Annotated in this window: 16 protein-coding genes; 11 read left to right on the top strand and 5 right to left on the bottom strand. The window is 59.0% G+C overall.

Translation table 11 applies throughout. From position 1 onward, the window contains the following. Positions 1-8: 8 nt before the first annotated feature. Both JOE34_RS07825 and JOE34_RS07820 read left to right on the top strand, forming a co-directional pair. Entirely contained in the window at positions 9-626 is a 618-nt protein-coding gene (locus tag JOE34_RS07825; RefSeq protein ID WP_209995449.1) for a phosphatase PAP2 family protein, read from the top strand. Then, positions 613-1,575: a fatty acid desaturase family protein gene (locus JOE34_RS07820; protein ID WP_209995447.1), complete on the top strand. Its 963-nt coding sequence runs from the start codon at positions 613-615 to the stop codon at positions 1,573-1,575. Before JOE34_RS07825 ends, JOE34_RS07820 begins: the two co-directional genes overlap by 14 nt. Positions 1,576-1,649: 74 nt before the next feature. Here the strand turns inward: JOE34_RS07820 and JOE34_RS07815 are convergent, their stop codons facing one another. Continuing rightward, entirely contained in the window at positions 1,650-2,975 is a 1,326-nt protein-coding gene (locus tag JOE34_RS07815; protein WP_209995439.1) for an OprD family porin, read from the bottom strand. A gap of 471 nt (positions 2,976-3,446) precedes the next feature. Next, entirely contained in the window at positions 3,447-3,668 is a 222-nt protein-coding gene (locus JOE34_RS07810) for a hypothetical protein (protein WP_003343801.1), read from the bottom strand. Between the two features lie 218 nt (positions 3,669-3,886). On the opposite strand from JOE34_RS07810, the gene JOE34_RS07805 reads away from it, so the two are divergent. Together JOE34_RS07805 and JOE34_RS07800 are read left to right on the top strand one after the other, a co-directional pair. After that, positions 3,887-4,216 (top strand): DUF2790 domain-containing protein, encoded by a 330-nt coding sequence (locus tag JOE34_RS07805; protein ID WP_003343803.1) that lies wholly within the window; start codon positions 3,887-3,889, stop codon positions 4,214-4,216. Between the two features lie 278 nt (positions 4,217-4,494). Continuing rightward, entirely contained in the window at positions 4,495-5,754 is a 1,260-nt protein-coding gene (locus tag JOE34_RS07800; RefSeq protein ID WP_003396859.1) for a sodium:proton antiporter, read from the top strand. Here the strand turns inward: JOE34_RS07800 and JOE34_RS07795 are convergent, their stop codons facing one another. Beyond that, positions 5,755-6,654 carry an AraC family transcriptional regulator gene (locus JOE34_RS07795; protein WP_209995437.1) on the bottom strand — a complete coding sequence of 300 codons (900 nt, stop codon included), beginning with the start codon at positions 6,652-6,654 and terminating at the stop codon, positions 5,755-5,757. Between the two features lie 282 nt (positions 6,655-6,936). Here JOE34_RS07795 and JOE34_RS07790 point away from each other — a divergent pair, with 282 nt between their 5' ends. From JOE34_RS07790 to JOE34_RS07780, 3 genes are all read left to right on the top strand, one after another. Then, positions 6,937-8,253 (top strand): sugar ABC transporter substrate-binding protein, encoded by a 1,317-nt coding sequence (locus tag JOE34_RS07790; RefSeq protein ID WP_209995436.1) that lies wholly within the window; start codon positions 6,937-6,939, stop codon positions 8,251-8,253. Between the two features lie 39 nt (positions 8,254-8,292). Further along, complete coding sequence (locus tag JOE34_RS07785) at positions 8,293-9,066, top strand: L-iditol 2-dehydrogenase (protein ID WP_209995434.1); 774 nt, start codon at positions 8,293-8,295, stop codon at positions 9,064-9,066. Positions 9,067-9,196: 130 nt separating this feature from the next. Beyond that, the gene (locus JOE34_RS07780; protein ID WP_209995432.1) at positions 9,197-10,021 is read left to right on the top strand and encodes a DeoR/GlpR family DNA-binding transcription regulator; all 825 of its coding nucleotides are present in this window, start codon (positions 9,197-9,199) and stop codon (positions 10,019-10,021) included. Positions 10,022-10,119: 98 nt separating this feature from the next. On the opposite strand, the gene typA is transcribed toward JOE34_RS07780, so the two are convergent. Both typA and thiI read right to left on the bottom strand, forming a co-directional pair. Then, a complete protein-coding gene (gene typA, locus JOE34_RS07775) occupies positions 10,120-11,940 on the bottom strand; it encodes a translational GTPase TypA (RefSeq protein WP_003316380.1) in 1,821 nt (606 codons plus the stop codon). A 142-nt stretch (positions 11,941-12,082) separates the two neighbouring features. Then, on the bottom strand, positions 12,083-13,537 hold the full coding sequence (thiI, locus tag JOE34_RS07770; RefSeq protein ID WP_003426934.1) for a tRNA uracil 4-sulfurtransferase ThiI: 1,455 nt from the start codon (positions 13,535-13,537) through the stop codon (positions 12,083-12,085). 336 nt (positions 13,538-13,873) lie between these two features. On the opposite strand from thiI, the gene glnA reads away from it, so the two are divergent. The 4 genes from glnA (at position 13,874) to JOE34_RS07750 (ending at position 17,245) form a co-directional block, all read left to right on the top strand. After that, positions 13,874-15,280 (top strand): glutamate--ammonia ligase, encoded by a 1,407-nt coding sequence (glnA, locus tag JOE34_RS07765; protein WP_003343817.1) that lies wholly within the window; start codon positions 13,874-13,876, stop codon positions 15,278-15,280. A gap of 164 nt (positions 15,281-15,444) precedes the next feature. Then, complete coding sequence (locus JOE34_RS07760; protein ID WP_003343819.1) at positions 15,445-16,002, top strand: chorismate mutase; 558 nt, start codon at positions 15,445-15,447, stop codon at positions 16,000-16,002. Between the two features lie 77 nt (positions 16,003-16,079). Beyond that, complete coding sequence (locus tag JOE34_RS07755; protein ID WP_209995430.1) at positions 16,080-16,616, top strand: DUF4124 domain-containing protein; 537 nt, start codon at positions 16,080-16,082, stop codon at positions 16,614-16,616. Continuing rightward, complete coding sequence (locus tag JOE34_RS07750) at positions 16,613-17,245, top strand: DUF4124 domain-containing protein (RefSeq protein WP_080289330.1); 633 nt, start codon at positions 16,613-16,615, stop codon at positions 17,243-17,245. The genes JOE34_RS07755 and JOE34_RS07750 overlap by 4 nt, the downstream gene beginning before the upstream one ends. Positions 17,246-17,515: the final 270 nt, after the last annotated feature.

Here is a 17,515-nt window from a genome sequence, read left to right as displayed (position 1 = left end):
GAACAGCCATGAGCCAGCCCGCGCAGCGTCGCCAACCCGACTACCGTCAGGCGCTGATCGCGTTGCTGGGGCTACTGCTCGGCCTGGGCGTTTTCATCTGTCTGGAACGCGCCGTCACCCCTCGCTACAACTGGGTCACACCGCTGGATGAGTTGATCCCGTTCACCGCACATTCATGGTGGGTGTACGTGCTATTTTTCCCGTTCGTGCTGTTAGCAGCCGGGTACGCCAGCGTCGAGCGCTTCAAGGCGTTCAGAACGGCAACCGGGATCGCGTTTGGCGTGGCCTTGCTATGCTTTTGGCTGTTCCCCGAGTTCATACCCCGGCCTGATACCGGGTTGATCGACAATGCGTTTCTACAACAACGCTTGAGCCGGCTTTGGCAGCTGGACCTGGCGTCCAACGGCTGCCCCAGCCTGCACGTGGCCGTCACCTGCCTGGCTTGCCGAGCGCTTTGGGGTCAACCTTACAGAGCGTTGATCGGCATTACCGGGCTGCTGATCTGCTTGTCGACCCTGACGTTGAAGCAGCACACGCTGATAGATGTCGCAGGTGGTGTGATGCTCGCTCTGGCCTGTGCCCTGGCCACTCGACCACAAGGAAACAACGCCCGTGCCCAAGCCTGAATCACGCGCAGGCGATAACCTCGCGCTGAAAGCGTTTACACCTGCCGCCGAGTTGTATGTGCTCAAACCCTGGATCAGCCTGCTGGCGCTATTGGCCGACTGGGGCCTGATCGCGCTAGCGTTCACTTGCGCCGCGCTCTGGCCACACCCCGCAACCTATCTGTTTGCAGCCCTGCTCATCGCACGCAGCCAGTTGGCGCTGGCGGTGATCATGCATGAGAGCGCCCACGGCGTATTGTTGCCCCGGCAGAAACCTAATGATGTGATCGGCCAACTGGCTGCAGCAGGCCCGCTGTTTATCTCGATGCAGACCTACCGCGCCGGACACCTGAAGCATCACCTGCATCCCATGCAGCACGATGACCCGGTAGTCGCGGTGTTCGGTCTGGGGGATTACCCACAACCAAGAGGCAAGCTGGCCACTCGATTACTGGCTGATCTGTGTGGAGTGGGATATTTCATCAGCGCATTCAGATTTGCCCGTGGGGACTATCGCGCAATCATGCCCAAGGTCGATAAATCAGCTCGGCAGGCGGCTTGGGAAGTCTTTTCGATGCTGATCAGCAACGGGCTTTTGTTTGGTGTGCTCGCCTGGTCGGGGCATCCGCTGCTGTATCCGGGATTATGGTTGCTGCCTGCCGTCACCTTGCTGCCGCTGATGGGACGGATTCGAGCGATCATGGAGCACGCAGGCCTGCCGGCCTGTGATGACCAGAGCCAGAACGCGCGCAGTATAGTGCGCCCGAACTGGCAGACGTTTGTATTTGGCCCGCATGCCATTCATTACCACATAGAGCATCATCTCTACGTGCGCATGCCTTTCTATCATTTGCGTCAGGCGCATCAGCAATTGACGATGCGACGGTTACTGCCGGGCGAGAACCTATACGGCGGCTACGGTGGAGTGCTGCGCGACGTCAGCTTCCCCGCGTCCCGAAAGCGTTTGTAAGCGGATACCGTTGCCTGAATAAAAAGCGCCCCGAAGGACGCTCTGACGGATGCTGTCGGGAATGTGATGTGCGGTCAAAGCACACTCAACGGATACTCCACAATTACCCTCACCTCATCCAGATCCGACTCGAACGCCGTAGCCCGGGTCGTTGCCTGGCGCACGCGCAGTGACAGGTCTTTGAGCGATCCGGTCTGCACGATGTATTTCGCTTCGATATCGCGCTCCCAGCGTTTTTGATCGGTCAGCGGGTTGCCTTGTGCGTCGCGGCGCATGTAGGTGCTGTTGGCGTTGGAGTAGTCGGCGTCGGTGCCTTTGCCGTAGCGGGTCATGAACGACAGGCCGGGTACGCCGAAGGTGGACATGTCGAGGTTGTAGGTGACCATCCACGAGCGCTCCTTGGGTGAGTTGAAGTCGCTGTACTGGATGGAGTTGGCCAGGTAGATGGAGTCGGACTGCCTGAGGTAGTCGAAATCATCATCACCTTCGTTGCGCTGGTGCGAAAGCGACAGGGTGTGCGCGCCGTATTGCAGGGCGAGTTTTGCACTCCAGATGTCGTTGTCGAATTCGCCGAGCAGCTTTTTGCCTTCGTCGGTGGCGTTGTAATAGTTCAGGCTGCCGGTCAGTGCGAGATCATCGGAAAGTGGCAGTACGTATACCGCCGAGGCGTATTTCTGATCCCAGACATCTTTGAGTCGGCTGGTGTACAGGCCAAGGCTCAGCGCGTCGGTGGCCTGGTAGTCGCCGCCGAAGTAGGCGACCCATGGTGCGTCGACCGCGCCGCCGTAGAAGGTGGCGAAACCGTCGCGCAGGTTGCTGGAGACGGGCTGGCTCATGGAGTGCAGGCGACCGCCTTGCAGGGTCAGGCCGCTGATGCTGTTGTTGACGGCGGTAACGCCGCGGAAGCTCTCCGGCAGCAGGCGGGAGTCGCCGAAGGCAACCACCGGCGTGGACGGGAACACATCGCCGACGTTCACGACGGTGTCGAAAGCCCTGGCCTTCAGCGAGCCGCCAACTTTGCTGTACTCGTCCCGGGCGTTGCCTTGCTCATCGACCGGCAGTACATCGAACGCGCTGCGCCCACCGTTTCTGCCATCCCCCGTGTCGAGCTTGATGCCGATCATGGCAAATGCATCGACCCCGACACCGAATGAGCCTTGAGTGAAACCTGACTGGAATCGGCCGATGATGCCCTGCGCCCATGCTTCTGAATAGCCATTGCCGGTCGGACTGGACTCGCCATTGCGGTGGTCGCGGTTCATGTAGAAGTTGCGGTTGAGTACCGTCAGCGTGCTGCCTTCGATGAAGCCTTCTTTCTGTTCTTCGGCGAGTGCTGTAATCGACGTTACACCTGCCAGTGTCGAGCACAGGGCAAGGGACAATGTTCTGAGTTGGGTCATATGTGCTCCGATGGATCGGCAGATTGTTTAAACGTGTCGACCTGGCTCTTTTTATAGGTGCGAGAGCTGCCAGCGGGGCACCATCTTGAAGTGGCGAAAATAACGTCGAGGTGACGGCGGGATTACAAATATGAAAGGAAGTGAAGTACCGCCTGCGTTAGTTCGATACGGTGGAACAGGCATTGACCGGATACGTCTGTTTTTATTCTCGCCGAAGGCCGTAGGAGCAGACCGGGCGACGTTTCGCTGGTCAGCGAAGATGGTGCATTTGCAGCGAGCATGCCGGCCTCTTCGCGAACAAGTTCGCTCCTACGCCCTTTGGGCAGATGCATGAAAAACGCTTATCGCCGACGTTTTTGCCGGGAATAAAAAAAGCGCCCCGAAGGACGCTTAAAGATTCGCCCCGACCAAAGGAGCAGGGAGCTGCTACAAAGGGCGAATGGGGGGGCAGCGGGTCGGGCAGCAAAGGCATCAGCCTTCGGACTTGGTCGACCGTTCAGCCTCGGCTTTCTCGTCAGCATTGACGTACCGCTCGGCTTTGCTGCTGTTCTGTTCCTTGAAACGCATCTCTTGCGCCAGGCGCATCTTGTCGGCAGCGGGGCTTGCGTACTCGTTACCATCGTCGGCAAAGGCTGCAGTGGCGGACAAGGCAGCTACGGCGAAGACCATCGATTTGACCAGTTTCATCATCATTACCTTTCTCGGTTGAATGTCGGACCTGCGCAGCGCTCGGCGCTCGTCAGGGATGAAACAAGCTTACGGAGGGGGAGCTAACAGGAAGGTGAGCGAACAATGACAATACTGTTAGGAAGCTGACATCTCCGAGATGACCGATTTGTAATGTTTCAGCAACCTTCCGGTTAGTGCGCATTGGTTAGGGTTAAGCCACATTCAAACGGAGACAAAAGAAAATGCGCACAGCCAAATCGTTGTTACTTGCTCTGGTTATCCTTTCGCCCATCAGTGCTTTCGCCTACACCTCTGATGAGGTCAAAGCCACTACGGTGATCAAGGAACACCAGGCCAGCGTGCAGAAGTATGCCGCCCTCCATAACAAGCCGATGCCGGAGATCAAGGAGTACACCTACGGCATGAAGCTGGACGTTGCCAAGCTGGTCCGCAAGTCCCCGGATCTGCAAACCTGTAGCGTGATGCCAAAACTGATGACCTACGAAGACTCCAAGGGCAAGCTGAACACGGTTCAGTACCAGGTCCTCAGCGGGTGCAGAAACAGCCAATGATTCTGAACCTGCCAGGAAGGCCACTCAGCGTTACATCCCCCGTCAGCCCGGACAGTCATTCGGGCTGACTTTTTTGCGTCTGCAATCCCCTCCCTCCCCCATCTCAAATCCAGCTTCGTTTGGTGATTCCGGCATTTTTTGCAACATCACCGCCTCTGCGTGGTCAACGCAAACCCCACTGTGGCGTGTCGAGATGTGTCTGGACGTAGATCCGTTCCATCAAACACAGGCTCGGTTACGGTGATCGAGACACTGCACTTACGGATTTGGAATGACCGATGCTTGAACTCGCTGCTGGTTTTATCTGCCTCACTGCGCTGCTGACCTACGTGAACTACCGTTTCATCGGCCTGCCGCCCACCATCGGCGTGATGGTCACTGCGCTGATGTTCTCGTTGCTGTTGCAGGGTCTGAGCTTTCTGGGCTATCCCGGCCTGGAAGATCGCGTTCAGCAATTGATCGGCCAGATCGACTTCGGCGACCTGCTGATGAACTGGATGCTGTCCTTTCTGCTGTTCGCCGGGGCGCTGCACGTCAACCTTGGCGACTTGAGGAGCTACCGTTGGCCCATCGGCCTGCTGGCGACCTTCGGGGTGCTGATTGCAACCACGGTGATCGGCGCACTGGCTTACTGGATCTTTGCCCTGTTCGGCTGGCACGTCAGCCCGTTGTACTGCCTGCTGTTTGGTGCGCTGATCTCGCCCACCGACCCGATTGCGGTGCTCGGTGTGTTGCGTACGGCCAACGCCTCGAAACCGCTGAAGACCACGATCGTCGGCGAAAGCCTGTTCAACGACGGCACCGCGGTGGTGGTGTTCACCGTTTTGCTGGGTATCGCGCAGCTGGGCGAGACGCCGACGGTTGGCGAAACCGCTCTGCTGTTCGTCCACGAAGCGGTGGGCGGTGTGCTGTTCGGCGGCCTGATCGGTTACGCCGTGTACCTGATGATCAAGAGCATCGAGCAGTATCAGATCGAGGTCATGCTCACGCTGGCGCTGGTGATCGGCGGCTCGGCGATGGCGTCTGAACTGCATGTGTCCGGTCCTATCGCGATGGTCGTGGCCGGCCTGATCATCGGCAACCTGGGACGCAATCTGGCGATGAACGACATGACCCGTCGTTACATGGACGGTTTCTGGGAGTTGCTGGATGACATGCTCAACGCGCTGCTGTTTGCGCTGATCGGCATGGAGCTGTTGCTGTTGCCGTTCTCGTGGCAGCACCTGATTGCGGCCAGCCTGCTGGCCGTGGCGATTCTGCTGTCGCGCTTTGTCACCGTCGCCCCGGCCATCCTGCTCCTGCGTCGCTGGCGCAAGGTGCCGCACGGCACGATCCGCATCCTCACCTGGGGCGGCTTGCGCGGCGGTGTCTCGGTTGCGCTGGCGTTGGCCCTGCCGACCGGGCCGGAACGCGATCTGCTGCTGAGCATCACCTACATCGTGGTGTTGCTGTCGATCCTTCTGCAGGGCCTGACCATCGGCAAGCTGGTGAATGCCGTTACCCGCGCCCCGCAGGCGAAAGAGCCGGCAGAGCATTGATCAGACCGATGCGGCGGCGCGCCGGTATTCACTGGGCGTCTGCTGCATCTCCACGCGGAAGTGTCGGTTGAAGTTGGACAGGTTGGCATAGCCGACTTCAAAGCAGATGTCCGACACCGACATCTCGCTGTGCAGCAGCAGCCGGCAAGCCCGCTGGACCCGCAGTTTGCGCATCAGATCGATAAAACAATGGCCCGTGGTGCGCTTGAAGAAGCGTGAAAACCCCGGATCGCTCATGTCCAGTCGCTGCGCGATAACGGACAGGCGAATATCGCTGGTCAATTCGGTCAGCAGATAGTCGAACGCCTTGTTGATCCGTTCGGAACTGCGCGCATCCAGGGTTGGTGCATACCAGGTGCTGGCCAGCAGGCGAACCTCCTGCGCAGGCGCATTCATCAGCGTGTTGACCAGTTGCAGGAACAGAATCAGCCGCTCCAGCCCCTGAGCCGGGCCAATCTCTTCAAGCAAGCGTGCAGCCTGCACCGCTGTCGCACCGGTGAACTCCAGGCCGCGTCGCGCCTGCTCGAACAGACGCTGCAAGTCGCCCATTTCCGGCAGCGTACCGCGCAAGGCGAGCAGCGCGGCACCATCGAACTGCAGCACCACATCCCGCCCGGGCAGATGCTCACCGGGGGCCAGATCGCCGATCCAGTCATGCGGCAGATCCGGGCCGATCAGGGCCACATGCCCCGCCGCGAACTCACCGATGTAATCCCCGGCCACCAGCTTGCCGCTGCCCTGGCGGATCAGATGAATTTCGAATTCCGGATGATGGTTCCAGCGCGCCAGTGCGTAGGGATAGTCGTGCTCGTACCAACGAAAGCAGTGGTCGGGCTGCGGGAGGATAACCTCAAGCTCGGCAGGGCGCTGCTCGAGCAAGGCGGCTCGGCTGTCAGGCACGGGATGCCCCTTTTTATCGTTATGAATGCGCTGTGGACGCTTGAACATACGCCCTCGCGCCCAGCCAAGGCTAGCCCGCGATCAAACCGGCACTGATACTTTTTTGCTTTCGGACCGCCGGAGCGCGCTCGGTTAAAAAAGTATCAGTCGATGATCCGCGCTGCGTTTGTTCAGCCCTCTGAGGGCTGCTGTAATCGAGCCGTCCACCAGGGTGACTCAACCGTGGCCAACAACAAAAACAATGACTCCCGCCAGACAAGGCGCGGGGTGGAGAGCACTACGATGAACATTCGGAAAACGCTTTTCCTGTCCGCAGGCGTGTCCGCCGCCCTTTTCAACCTGACTGTCCAGGCCACCGAAACCGTGACCATCGCCACGGTGAACAACGGCGACATGATCCGCATGCAGCGCCTGTCGAAAACCTTTGAGCAGCAGCATCCCGACATCAAACTCAACTGGGTAGTGCTCGAAGAAAACGTCCTGCGTCAGCGCCTGACCACCGATATCGCCACGCAGGGTGGCCAGTTCGACGTGTTGACCATCGGCACCTACGAGACCCCGCTATGGGGCGCCAAACAGTGGCTGGAGCCAGTCACCGGCCTTGCGCCGGACTACGATCTGGAGGATATCTTTCCTTCGGTGCGCCAAGGCTTGTCAGTCAAGGACACGCTCTATGCCCTGCCCTTTTACGGCGAAAGCACCATCACTTATTACCGCACCGATTTGTTCAAGCAGGCTGGCTTGAGCATGCCCGAACACCCGACCTGGACGCAGCTGGGCGAATTCGCCGCGAAGCTGCATCAGCCCGACAAGGGCGTTTACGGCATGTGCCTGCGCGGCAAGGCCGGTTGGGGCGAGAACATCGCCCTGCTCAGCACCATGGCCAACGCATTCGGCGCGCGCTGGTTCGATGAGCAATGGAAACCTGAATTGACCAGCCCGGAATGGAGCAAGGCTGCGAATTTCTACGTCAACACCCTGAAAAACTATGGCCCGCCGGGCGTATCGAGCAACGGTTTCAACGAAACCCTCGCGCTGTTCAACAGCGGCAAATGCGCGGTGTGGGTGGATGCCAGCGTGGCCGGCTCGTTCACCACCGACAAGGCGCAGAGCAAGGTTGTCGACAGCGTCGGCTTTGCACCTGCGCCGGTTGAAGTGACCGACAAGGGCTCGTCATGGCTTTACGCCTGGTCGCTGGCGATACCGACTACCTCGAAACACAAGGATGCAGCCAAGGCGTTCATCACCTGGGCGACGTCCAAGGCGTATATCCAACTGGTCGCCGAGACAGACGGCATCAGCAACGTACCGCCTGGCACCCGCACCTCCACCTACAGCGAGGCTTACCTGAAAGCTGCGCCGTTCGCCAAGGTCACGCTGCAGATGATGCAACACGCCGATCCGGCGCACCCGTCGGCCAAACCCGTGCCCTACGTTGGTATCCAGTATGTGACCATTCCCGAGTTTCAGGCCATCGGCACCTCGGTCGGCAAGCTGTTTTCTGCTGCGGTGACCGGGCAAACCACCACTGAACAGGCGCTCACAGCCGCGCAGGCGGTGACCGAGCGCGAGATGAAACGTGCCGGCTACCCTAAGTAGAGCGCCAGCCCTCAACTGTATTGAACGGACGATGAACCCATGAAACGACTTGAAGGTAAAAGCGCGCTGATCACCGGATCGGCGCGAGGCATCGGCCGGGCGTTTGCGCAGGCGTACATTCACGAAGGCGCTCGTGTGGCGATTGCCGATATCGACCTGCAGCGCGCACAGGCGACAGCGACCGAACTGGGACCCAACGCTTATGCGGTGCGGATGGACGTCACGGATCAGTCGTCCATCGATCAGGCCATCGCCGCAGTGGTCGCCCAGGCCGGCAAGCTGGATATCCTGATCAACAACGCCGCGCTGTTCGACCTGGCGCCGATCGTCGACATCACCCGCGACAGCTACGAGCGGCTGTTTTCGATCAATGTCGGCGGCACGCTGTTCACCTTGCAGGCAGCAGCCAGGCAAATGATCGCCCAAGGGCACGGCGGCAAGATCATCAACATGGCCAGCCAGGCCGGGCGCCGGGGCGAGGCGCTGGTGGCGGTGTATTGCGCGACCAAGGCTGCGGTAATCAGCCTGACCCAATCGGCCGGGCTGGACCTCATCAGGCATGGCATCAATGTCAACGCCATCGCGCCGGGTGTGGTCGATGGCGAACACTGGGACGGCGTCGATGCGTTGTTCGCCCGCCACGAAAACCGGCCGTTGGGCGAAAAGAAAAAGCTGGTAGGCGAGCAAGTGCCTTTCGGGCGCATGGGCACAGCGGACGATTTGACCGGCATGGCCATTTTCCTGGCTTCAGCGGACAGCGAATACGTGGTCGCCCAGACCTATAACGTCGACGGTGGCAACTGGATGAGTTGACGTGCGACGGCGGTAAAGATGAGCCGAACCGCGCAAAAAAGCCTGCGACCGCTTCCATTGCCGAAGCGATTGGCTAAGATGCGCGGACCGTCTGCTGCCTGAGGCGGCTCATTGATGTACAGGAGTACGAATGTCCACTGAAGAGGAGATCGCCATTTCCGGCGGTACACCTATGATCCCTGATCAGCGCCGGGAGCTGATGCTGCGTCAGTTACGCAAGCATCAGGTGCTCAGCGTGCATCAGTTGATGGACATGTTCGATTGCTCGCACATGACCATCCGCCGCGACATCGCCCTGCTGGAGCAGGAAGGTCGTGCCTACTCGGTCACCGGAGGCGTGCGCATCGCCAGCCAGGTCCACAGCGAACCCAGCCACCAGTCCAAGGCGGTGGTGGAGTTGCCGCACAAGCAGGGCATGGCGCGGCTCGCAGCGGGGTTGTTGCACCCGGACATGACGATCTATCTGGACGCAGGCACCAGCACACTCGAAATCGTCCCGCACATCATCGCGCTGTCGGGCATGACTGTGGTCACCAATGATTTCGGCGTGGTCAACGCGCTGGCCGATGCTGCGCATGTGGATGTGATTCACACCGGTGGGCTGCTCGATCATCCGAACCGCTCCAGCGTTGGCGGCCTGGCAGCGGCAACCTTGCGCCAGCTGGCAACCGATGTGGCCTTCATGTCCACCAGCTCGTGGGACCTGCAACGCGGCACCACCACACCGTCGGCGCTGAAGGTCGAGGTCAAGCAGGCCGCCATGCAATCCGCCTCGCAAACCGTGCTGATCGCCACCAGTTCCAAATACGGCACCTTCGGTATGTACAAGGTCGCCGGGCTCGAGCAGTTCGATACCATCATCACCGACGCGGCCCTGGCCGAAGCGGCTGCCGACGGGATTCGCAAGCAGCGTATCGAGTTGCTGCTGGCGCCAGTGGGCGGCCGTCCGAAGTAACTTAAACCAGGCGAGCTGTGCCATAGGCCACAAATAGCGGGCATAAAAAAACCCGGTCTCGCGACCGGGTTTTTGTGTCTAGCCGACTAACCGATTACTCAGTTGCCCGACTTCTTGGCAGCACGAGTACGCTCGCTTTCGCCAAGGATTTTCTTACGCAGGCGGATCGACTTTGGAGTCACTTCGCAGAGTTCGTCTTCTTGTACGAATTCCAGCGCTTGTTCCAGAGTGAAACGGATAGGCGGAACCAGAGCGATGGTTTCGTCTTTACCGGAAGCACGCATGTTGTCGAGCTTCTTGCCTTTGGTTGGGTTTACACCCAGGTCGTTGTCGCGGCTGTTGATACCGACGATCTGACCTTCGTAAACGTCTTCGCCATGACCCAGGAACAGCTTGCCACGGGCTTGCAGTGTTTCCAGGGAGTAGGTCAGCGCCTTGCCGGTAGCAACCGAAACCAGAACGCCGTTCTGACGGCCGGACATGTCGCCAGACTTCATCACGTCGTAACGGTCGAAGATGCTGGTCAGGATGCCTGCGCCGGAAGTCAGGGTCAGGAACTCGTTACGGAAACCGATCAGGCCACGTGCCGGGATGTTGTACTCGAGGCGCACACGGCCCTTGCCATCCGGAACCATGTTGGTCAGGTCGCCTTTACGGTTACCCATTTGCTCCATGATCGCGCCCTGCGCTTCTTCAGGCAGGTCGATGGTGACGTTTTCGTACGGTTCGTGCTTGACGCCGTCAACCATGCGGATGATCACTTCAGGACGACCAACACCCATTTCGAAGCCTTCGCGACGCATGGTTTCGATCAGTACCGAGAGGTGCAGCTCACCACGGCCGGAGACCTTGAACTTGTCGGCGGTGTCGCCTTCTTCAACGCGCAGGGCAACGTTGTACAGCAGTTCCTTGTCCAGACGCTCCTTGATGTTACGGCTGGTGACGAACTTGCCTTCCTTACCGCAGAACGGCGAATCGTTAACCTGGAAGGTCATCGAAACGGTAGGTTCGTCAACGGTCAGCGGCTTCATCGCTTCGACGTTCAGTGGGTCGCACAGAGTGTCGGAGATGAACAGCTGGTCGAAGCCGCTGATGCAGACGATGTCGCCGGCAGCTGCTTCTTCAACGTCGATGCGGTGCAGACCGTGGTGACCCATCAGTTTCAGGATACGGCCGTTACGCTTCTTGCCGTTGACGTCGATGGCAACCACCGGAGTGTTCGGCTTGACGCGACCACGAGCGATACGGCCAACACCGATGACGCCCAGGAAGCTGTTGTAGTCCAGTGCGGAAATCTGCATCTGGAACGGACCGTCACGGTCAACCTTTGGCGCAGGGACGTGATCGACAATCGCCTGGTACAGCGGGGTCATGTCTTCAGCCATGTCGGTGTGTTCCAGACCGGCAATGCCGTTCAGGGCCGAGGCGTAGACGACTTTGAAGTCCAGCTGCTCTTCGGTGGCACCCAGGTTGTCGAACAGGTCGAAGATCTGGTCCAGAACCCAGTCCGGACGCGCGCCTGGACGGTCAACCTTGTTGATGACCACGATCGGACGCAGGCCGGCTTCGAAAGCCTTCTTGGTCACGAAACGGGTTTGCGGCATAGGGCCGTCCTGGGCATCGACCAGCAGCAGTACGGAGTCGACCATCGACATCACGCGCTCTACTTCACCACCGAAGTCGGCGTGGCCCGGGGTGTCCACGATGTTGATGTGGTAGCCATTCCAGTTGATCGCGGTGTTCTTCGCGAGAATGGTAATACCGCGCTCTTTTTCCTGGTCGTTGGAGTCCATCACGCGCTCATCGTTGAGCTCGCCGCGCTCCAGAGTGCCGGATTGACGCAGGAGTTTGTCTACCAGGGTGGTCTTACCATGGTCAACGTGAGCAATGATGGCGATGTTACGTAGATTTTCGATCACTTGTGTATCTCGATCAGAGGATTCGGTCTGCTGACTGGTTAAGGACAGCGATTACTATTTTGAGTCGGCAAAAGCCGTAACGGCATGACGACAGGTGTCGGGGGGCCGGTGACGCAAGCCACAGGCAAACAGCCCCGGGCACTTAGCTCGGTCGATATACGCGCACATTGGCATGTCCCTCACTGAGCAAATGGTGGGCATGCAGGCGACTCATGACGCCTTTGTCGCAATACAGCAGGTACTGGCGCGTGTCATCCAGTGCCTTGAAACGGCTGTTCAATGCGTAGAACGGCAACGTCTGTATCTCCACGCCAGGGACTTGCAGCGGCTGGTCTTCCTGGGCATCCGGGTGACGGATGTCGAGGATCACCTGACCGGCCAGCGCCTGGCTGACTTCTTCTATATCGACATTGCGGCTCAGATCGTCGATAACCCGATCGATCGAAACCAGCTTCGCGCGTTCGAGCGCCTGCTCGAGAATCGCCATGTCGAACTGTTTTTCTTCGTACTCAACGCGATTTCGCTTGGCGTTGGTCTTTGGGTTGACCGAAATCACCCCGCAATACTCAGGCATGTGCCGGGCAAAATCAGCGGTGCCGATTTCAGTCGCCAGGTCCACGATGTCCTGCTTATGGGTGGCAACCAGCGGCCGCAGGACCAGCTTGTCGGTCGCCGCGTCAATCAGCGACAGGTTGGGCAGCGTCTGGCTGGCAACCTGTGAAATCGCTTCGCCGGTGACCAGCACATCGATTTCAAGACGATCAGCCACGGCAGATGCAGCGCGTAACATCATACGCTTCAAAACTACACCCATATGACTGTTATCGACTTTCTGCAGAATTTCTCCGAGAACTTCCTCGAACGGTACGCTGACGAACAGCACGCGCTGTGAACTGCCGTACTTCTTCCAGATGAAGTGCGCGACTTCCATCACGCCCAGCTCATGGGCTCGTCCGCCCAGATTGAAGAAGCAGAAGTGCGCCATCAGGCCGCGGCGCATGATCTGGTAGGCCGCAACGGTCGAATCGAACCCGCCGGACATCAATACCAGGGTCTGCTCCAGCGCGCCCAGCGGGTAACCGCCCATGCCCTGATGTTGGTCATGAACCACAAACAACCGTTGGTCGCGAATTTCCATGCGCACGACCAGATCGGGCTTTTTCAGCTCGATTCCGGCGGCGCCGCACTGCATGCGCAGCTTGCTGCCGACGTATTTCTCGACGTCCATGGAGCTGAAGTCGTGTCGGCCGGCGCGCTTGCAACGCACTGAAAACATCTTGCCAGGCAACAGGTCGGCGTAGTGCAGTTTGCACTTGGCAACCACGTCGTCGAGATCGCCCAGCGGGTACTCGGCGACCTGCAGAAAGTTGGCGATGCCCGGCATGCAGCTGAGCCGTTCCCTGATGCCCTGCAGCACTTTGGGGTCGGTCAGGCGGGTTTCGACCTCAAGGTTGTCCCATACGCCACCCACGACAATGTCCGCGTCCAGTTCACGGAGCACGGTACGAATGTTCTTGCCCAGTTGCCGGATGAACTTCTTGCGCACCGGCGGGCTTTTAATGGTGATTTCTGGGAAAACTTTAACGATTAGTTTCATGGAAACGGAGCGTGAGGTGCCGACCAAAAAAGGGGGGCGCGGATTATAGCGGAAATTGCTCAAGGTTTAACCAGTTATCGTACACGCAATCAACGACGCACCAAAAAGAGTCGGCGCACCAAATTGCAGCGCCATAAAGGTGCGTGTTTTTCCCGTGAGGTGCGTTTTCGCCCCCTGAAAACCTGCGTTTGAGGCAAAAAACCCAACACGGGGCACTGGCATGCAAATTGCTCCCTTGTGAGGCAGGTTGCCTTGGCAGAGTATCTGCGCCGGCATCACCCAAATTCAAGGGACCATAACTCTATCAAGTCGGTCTCTAGCCACCCGGAGGACACCATGTCGAAGTCGGTTCAACTCATCAAAGATCATGACGTTAAATGGATTGATCTGCGCTTCACAGACACCAAGGGCAAGCAGCAGCACGTCACCATGCCTGCGCGCGATGCACTGGAAGACGATTTCTTCGAAGTCGGCAAAATGTTCGACGGTTCCTCCATCGCAGGCTGGAAAGGCATCGAAGCGTCCGACATGATTCTTCTGCCGGATGACGAAACCGCCCTGCTCGACCCGTTCACCGAAGAGCCGACCCTGGTTCTGGTGTGCGACGTGATCGAACCTTCGACCATGCAAGGCTACGACCGCGACCCGCGCGCCATTGCCCACCGCGCCGAGGAATACCTGAAGTCGACCGGTATCGGCGACACCGTATTCGTAGGTCCGGAGCCAGAGTTCTTCATCTTCGACGAAGTGAAGTTCAAGTCCGACATCTCCGGTTCCATGTTCAAGATCTTCTCCGAACAAGCTTCCTGGATGACCGACGGCGACGTCGATGGCGGCAACAAGGGCCACCGTCCGGGCGTCAAAGGGGGTTACTTCCCGCTGCCACCGGTCGACCACGACCACGAAATCCGTACCGCAATGTGCAACGCTCTGGAAGAAATGGGCCAGACCGTTGAAGTTCACCACCACGAAGTGGCGACTGCCGGCCAGAACGAAATCGGCGTGAAATTCAACACGCTGGTCAAGAAGGCTGACGAAGTTCAGACCCTCAAGTACTGCGTACACAACGTTGCCGACGCTTACGGCCGTACCGCTACTTTCATGCCCAAGCCACTGTACGGTGACAACGGCTCGGGTATGCACGTACACATGTCCATCTCCAAGGATGGCAAGAACACCTTCGCAGGCGAAGGCTATGCCGGTCTGTCCGATACCGCCCTGTACTTCATCGGCGGCATCATCAAGCACGGCAAGGCTCTGAACGGCTTCACCAACCCGTCGACCAACTCCTACAAGCGTCTGGTCCCAGGTTTCGAAGCTCCGGTCATGCTGGCCTACTCGGCGCGTAACCGCTCCGCATCGATCCGTATTCCTTACGTCAACAGCCCACGTGGCCGTCGTATCGAAGCACGCTTCCCGGATCCGGCAGCCAACCCGTACCTGGCATTCGCTGCTCTGTTGATGGCTGGCCTGGACGGTATCCAGAACAAGATCCACCCTGGCGACGCAGCTGACAAAAACCTGTATGACCTGCCGCCTGAAGAGGCCAAAGAGATCCCACAAGTTTGCGGCAGCCTGAAAGAAGCCCTGGAAGAACTGGACAAGGGCCGCGCGTTCCTGACCAAGGGCGGCGTCTTCAGCGACGACTTCATCGATGCCTACATCGAGCTGAAAAGCGAAGAAGAAATCAAGGTTCGCACCTTCGTACACCCACTGGAATACGAGCTGTACTACAGCTGCTGATCCAGCCACGCCAGCATTGTTGGCGTTACAGGAGACCTCCTTCGGGAGGTCTTTTTTTTGCCCGGATTTTACCGCGTGAACTTTTGTTCACCCTGCAACACTGGCTCTGCCCGGTCGCCTGGAGTTAAATCTGCACCTCCCAACCGAACCGAGATGGAACTGCCATGCGCCTTATTCTGGCCACTTCCCTGCTGACGATGACGTTCATGTCTACCTGTTTCGCCTTCACTGCCGAGCAGAAGCCTTCTGCACTTGAACCTCTGCTGCAAGCGATCAGCGAGCGCCTGACCATCGCCGATCAAGTTGCCCTGAGCAAGTGGGACAGCGGCAAGGCCGTCGAGGACCCGCCGCGCGAGCTGCAAGTGATCAGTGCCGCCCAGGCCCGTGCTGCCGAGTTCAAGCTCAACCCCGATGACGTTCAACGCCTGTTCCGCGCCCAGATCGAAGCCAATAAACAGGTGCAGAACGCCCTGCTCGCCCAGTGGCACGCGGCAGGCAAGGCGCCCGACACGGTCAGGCTCAGCCTGGTCGATGACATCCGTCCGAAACTGGATCGCCTGCAGACCCAGTTGCTCCAGGCCTACGCGGACTTCCAGCCACTGCGCAAGGCGGAAACCTGCCAGATGCAACTGGATGCGGCGCTGAAGCGTTATCAGACCGACCCGATTCACGATCAGGCGCTGGTACTGGCCACAGCCGACCTTTGCCCTGCGAAACTCTGACACATCAGGCGGATAGCGCAGCATAGGGCGATGTGTTCTATGCTGACGGCCAATCTTGCCCCGCTGTCGAGAGTCTCATGCGTCAAAGTCTGATTTGCCTGCTGCTGTTGATCAGCCTGCCCGCGCTGGCGCAGATCTATAAGTACACCGATGCGAACGGTAACACCGCGTTCAGCAACCAGCCGCCCAACGGGGCCAAGACCGAAGTGGTCGAGTTGCCGCCACTCAACAGCATCGAAACGCAGACGCCTTCAAGACCGGTCGTCAACAGTGCGCCGCAGCCGGCCCCTGCGGCGCCACAATCGCAGCCACAAACGACCTACGACGTGCTGGAACTGAAAGACCTGCCCACCGACGAAGCGTTACGCGCCAACAATGGCACGTTCATCATCGGTGTGAAGATCCAGCCACGCCTGCAACCGACTCACAGCCTGCAACTGCTGCTGGACGGCAACCTGTACGGGCAGCCCTCCAACCTGCCGCGCTTTCAGGTGGTCAACGTAGATCGCGGTGAACACAGTTTCGCGGTAGTCGTGAAAGACGCCGAGCGGATCATTCAGCAGAGTGAAACCATCACCCTGACCGTACAGCGCGTACACCTCGGCAAGCCATGAGCAGACACACGATGCGCCGTCTGCTGAGCTGCCTGTTGCTGCTCTTGACGCTGCCCGCAGTGGCCGACGTCTACACCTATATCGACGCGCAGGGTAATCGGGTGTTTACCGACCAGCCGCGCAAGAACGCTACTCGCGTCGACATCGCGCCCAGCAACAACATGACCGGCACACCGCCGACCCGCACCTTGAAGGCCCACCCTGCCAAACCGGCAGTACAACCGATGTTTCATTACCAGTTGCTGAGAATTCTGGTGCCCGAACCGGACGCCACCCTGGTCAATCCCAGTGGCGACCTGATCGTTACCGTCACCAGCGAACCGGTGTTACAGGCGGGGCACAGCTACCGGCTGCTGCTGGATGGCGTTGCCGTGGGCCAGGCCGGCCGCAGTCCGGTGTTTCCGTTGAGCAATGTGGATCGCGGCACGCATCAACTGTCGGTAGAAATTTTCGACGAGCTCGGCCGTGTTCTGGAAAAAACCCCGAACCAGCCGTTTCACGTACAGCGCATTTCCCTGGCGCAAAAGCGCGCGACTCATCCCTGCAAGGAGGATGACTACGGTGTGCGGCCGGAGTGTCCGCTCAAGGACAAGCCCGAACCAAAAAGCAGCATCCTGCCCTTCTTCTGACCTCGCCAAATCGTCAGCACCTTTTTGGTGCGCTCAATGTCTGCCTGCGCAACAATACAGCCCAATCTGGTTCAGGAAGCCTGGCCGGGTAGCGCCGTATGCGGGCACTCTTTACAAAAACGGCCCGATTTTGCAGATAAAGCGCTTCTTTTCGGAGCCTTGGTTTGTTTTTTGCAACTTCACTGACATAGCACCGTATTGGTGGCCTTGCTCCTGCTGGTGCAGACCAACCAGCACCCGCATTGCGCGACTGCAATGTGCCAAAAGAGG

It is taken from the genome of Pseudomonas sp. PvP028, from assembly GCF_017832255.1.
GTDB lineage: Bacteria > Pseudomonadota > Gammaproteobacteria > Pseudomonadales > Pseudomonadaceae > Aquipseudomonas > Aquipseudomonas syringae.
This window is presented reverse-complemented; position numbering and strand designations above follow the sequence as displayed.

Excerpts from the sequence above, each read along its gene's own strand:
- JOE34_RS07750 (WP_080289330.1), top strand. The coding sequence starts at position 16,613 with ATGAGCAGACACACGATGCGCCGTCTGCTGAGCTGCCTGTTGCTGCTC.
- JOE34_RS07755 (WP_209995430.1), top strand. The coding sequence starts at position 16,080 with ATGCGTCAAAGTCTGATTTGCCTGCTGCTGTTGATCAGCCTGCCCGCG.
- JOE34_RS07805 (WP_003343803.1), top strand. The coding sequence starts at position 3,887 with ATGCGCACAGCCAAATCGTTGTTACTTGCTCTGGTTATCCTTTCGCCC.
- JOE34_RS07760 (WP_003343819.1), top strand. The coding sequence starts at position 15,445 with ATGCGCCTTATTCTGGCCACTTCCCTGCTGACGATGACGTTCATGTCT.
- JOE34_RS07780 (WP_209995432.1), top strand. The coding sequence starts at position 9,197 with ATGTCCACTGAAGAGGAGATCGCCATTTCCGGCGGTACACCTATGATC.
- JOE34_RS07825 (WP_209995449.1), top strand. The coding sequence starts at position 9 with ATGAGCCAGCCCGCGCAGCGTCGCCAACCCGACTACCGTCAGGCGCTG.
- JOE34_RS07790 (WP_209995436.1), top strand. The coding sequence starts at position 6,937 with ATGAACATTCGGAAAACGCTTTTCCTGTCCGCAGGCGTGTCCGCCGCC.
- JOE34_RS07810 (WP_003343801.1), bottom strand. The coding sequence starts at position 3,668 with ATGATGATGAAACTGGTCAAATCGATGGTCTTCGCCGTAGCTGCCTTG.
- JOE34_RS07800 (WP_003396859.1), top strand. The coding sequence starts at position 4,495 with ATGCTTGAACTCGCTGCTGGTTTTATCTGCCTCACTGCGCTGCTGACC.
- thiI (WP_003426934.1), bottom strand. The coding sequence starts at position 13,537 with ATGAAACTAATCGTTAAAGTTTTCCCAGAAATCACCATTAAAAGCCCG.
- JOE34_RS07785 (WP_209995434.1), top strand. The coding sequence starts at position 8,293 with ATGAAACGACTTGAAGGTAAAAGCGCGCTGATCACCGGATCGGCGCGA.
- glnA (WP_003343817.1), top strand. The coding sequence starts at position 13,874 with ATGTCGAAGTCGGTTCAACTCATCAAAGATCATGACGTTAAATGGATT.
- JOE34_RS07815 (WP_209995439.1), bottom strand. The coding sequence starts at position 2,975 with ATGACCCAACTCAGAACATTGTCCCTTGCCCTGTGCTCGACACTGGCA.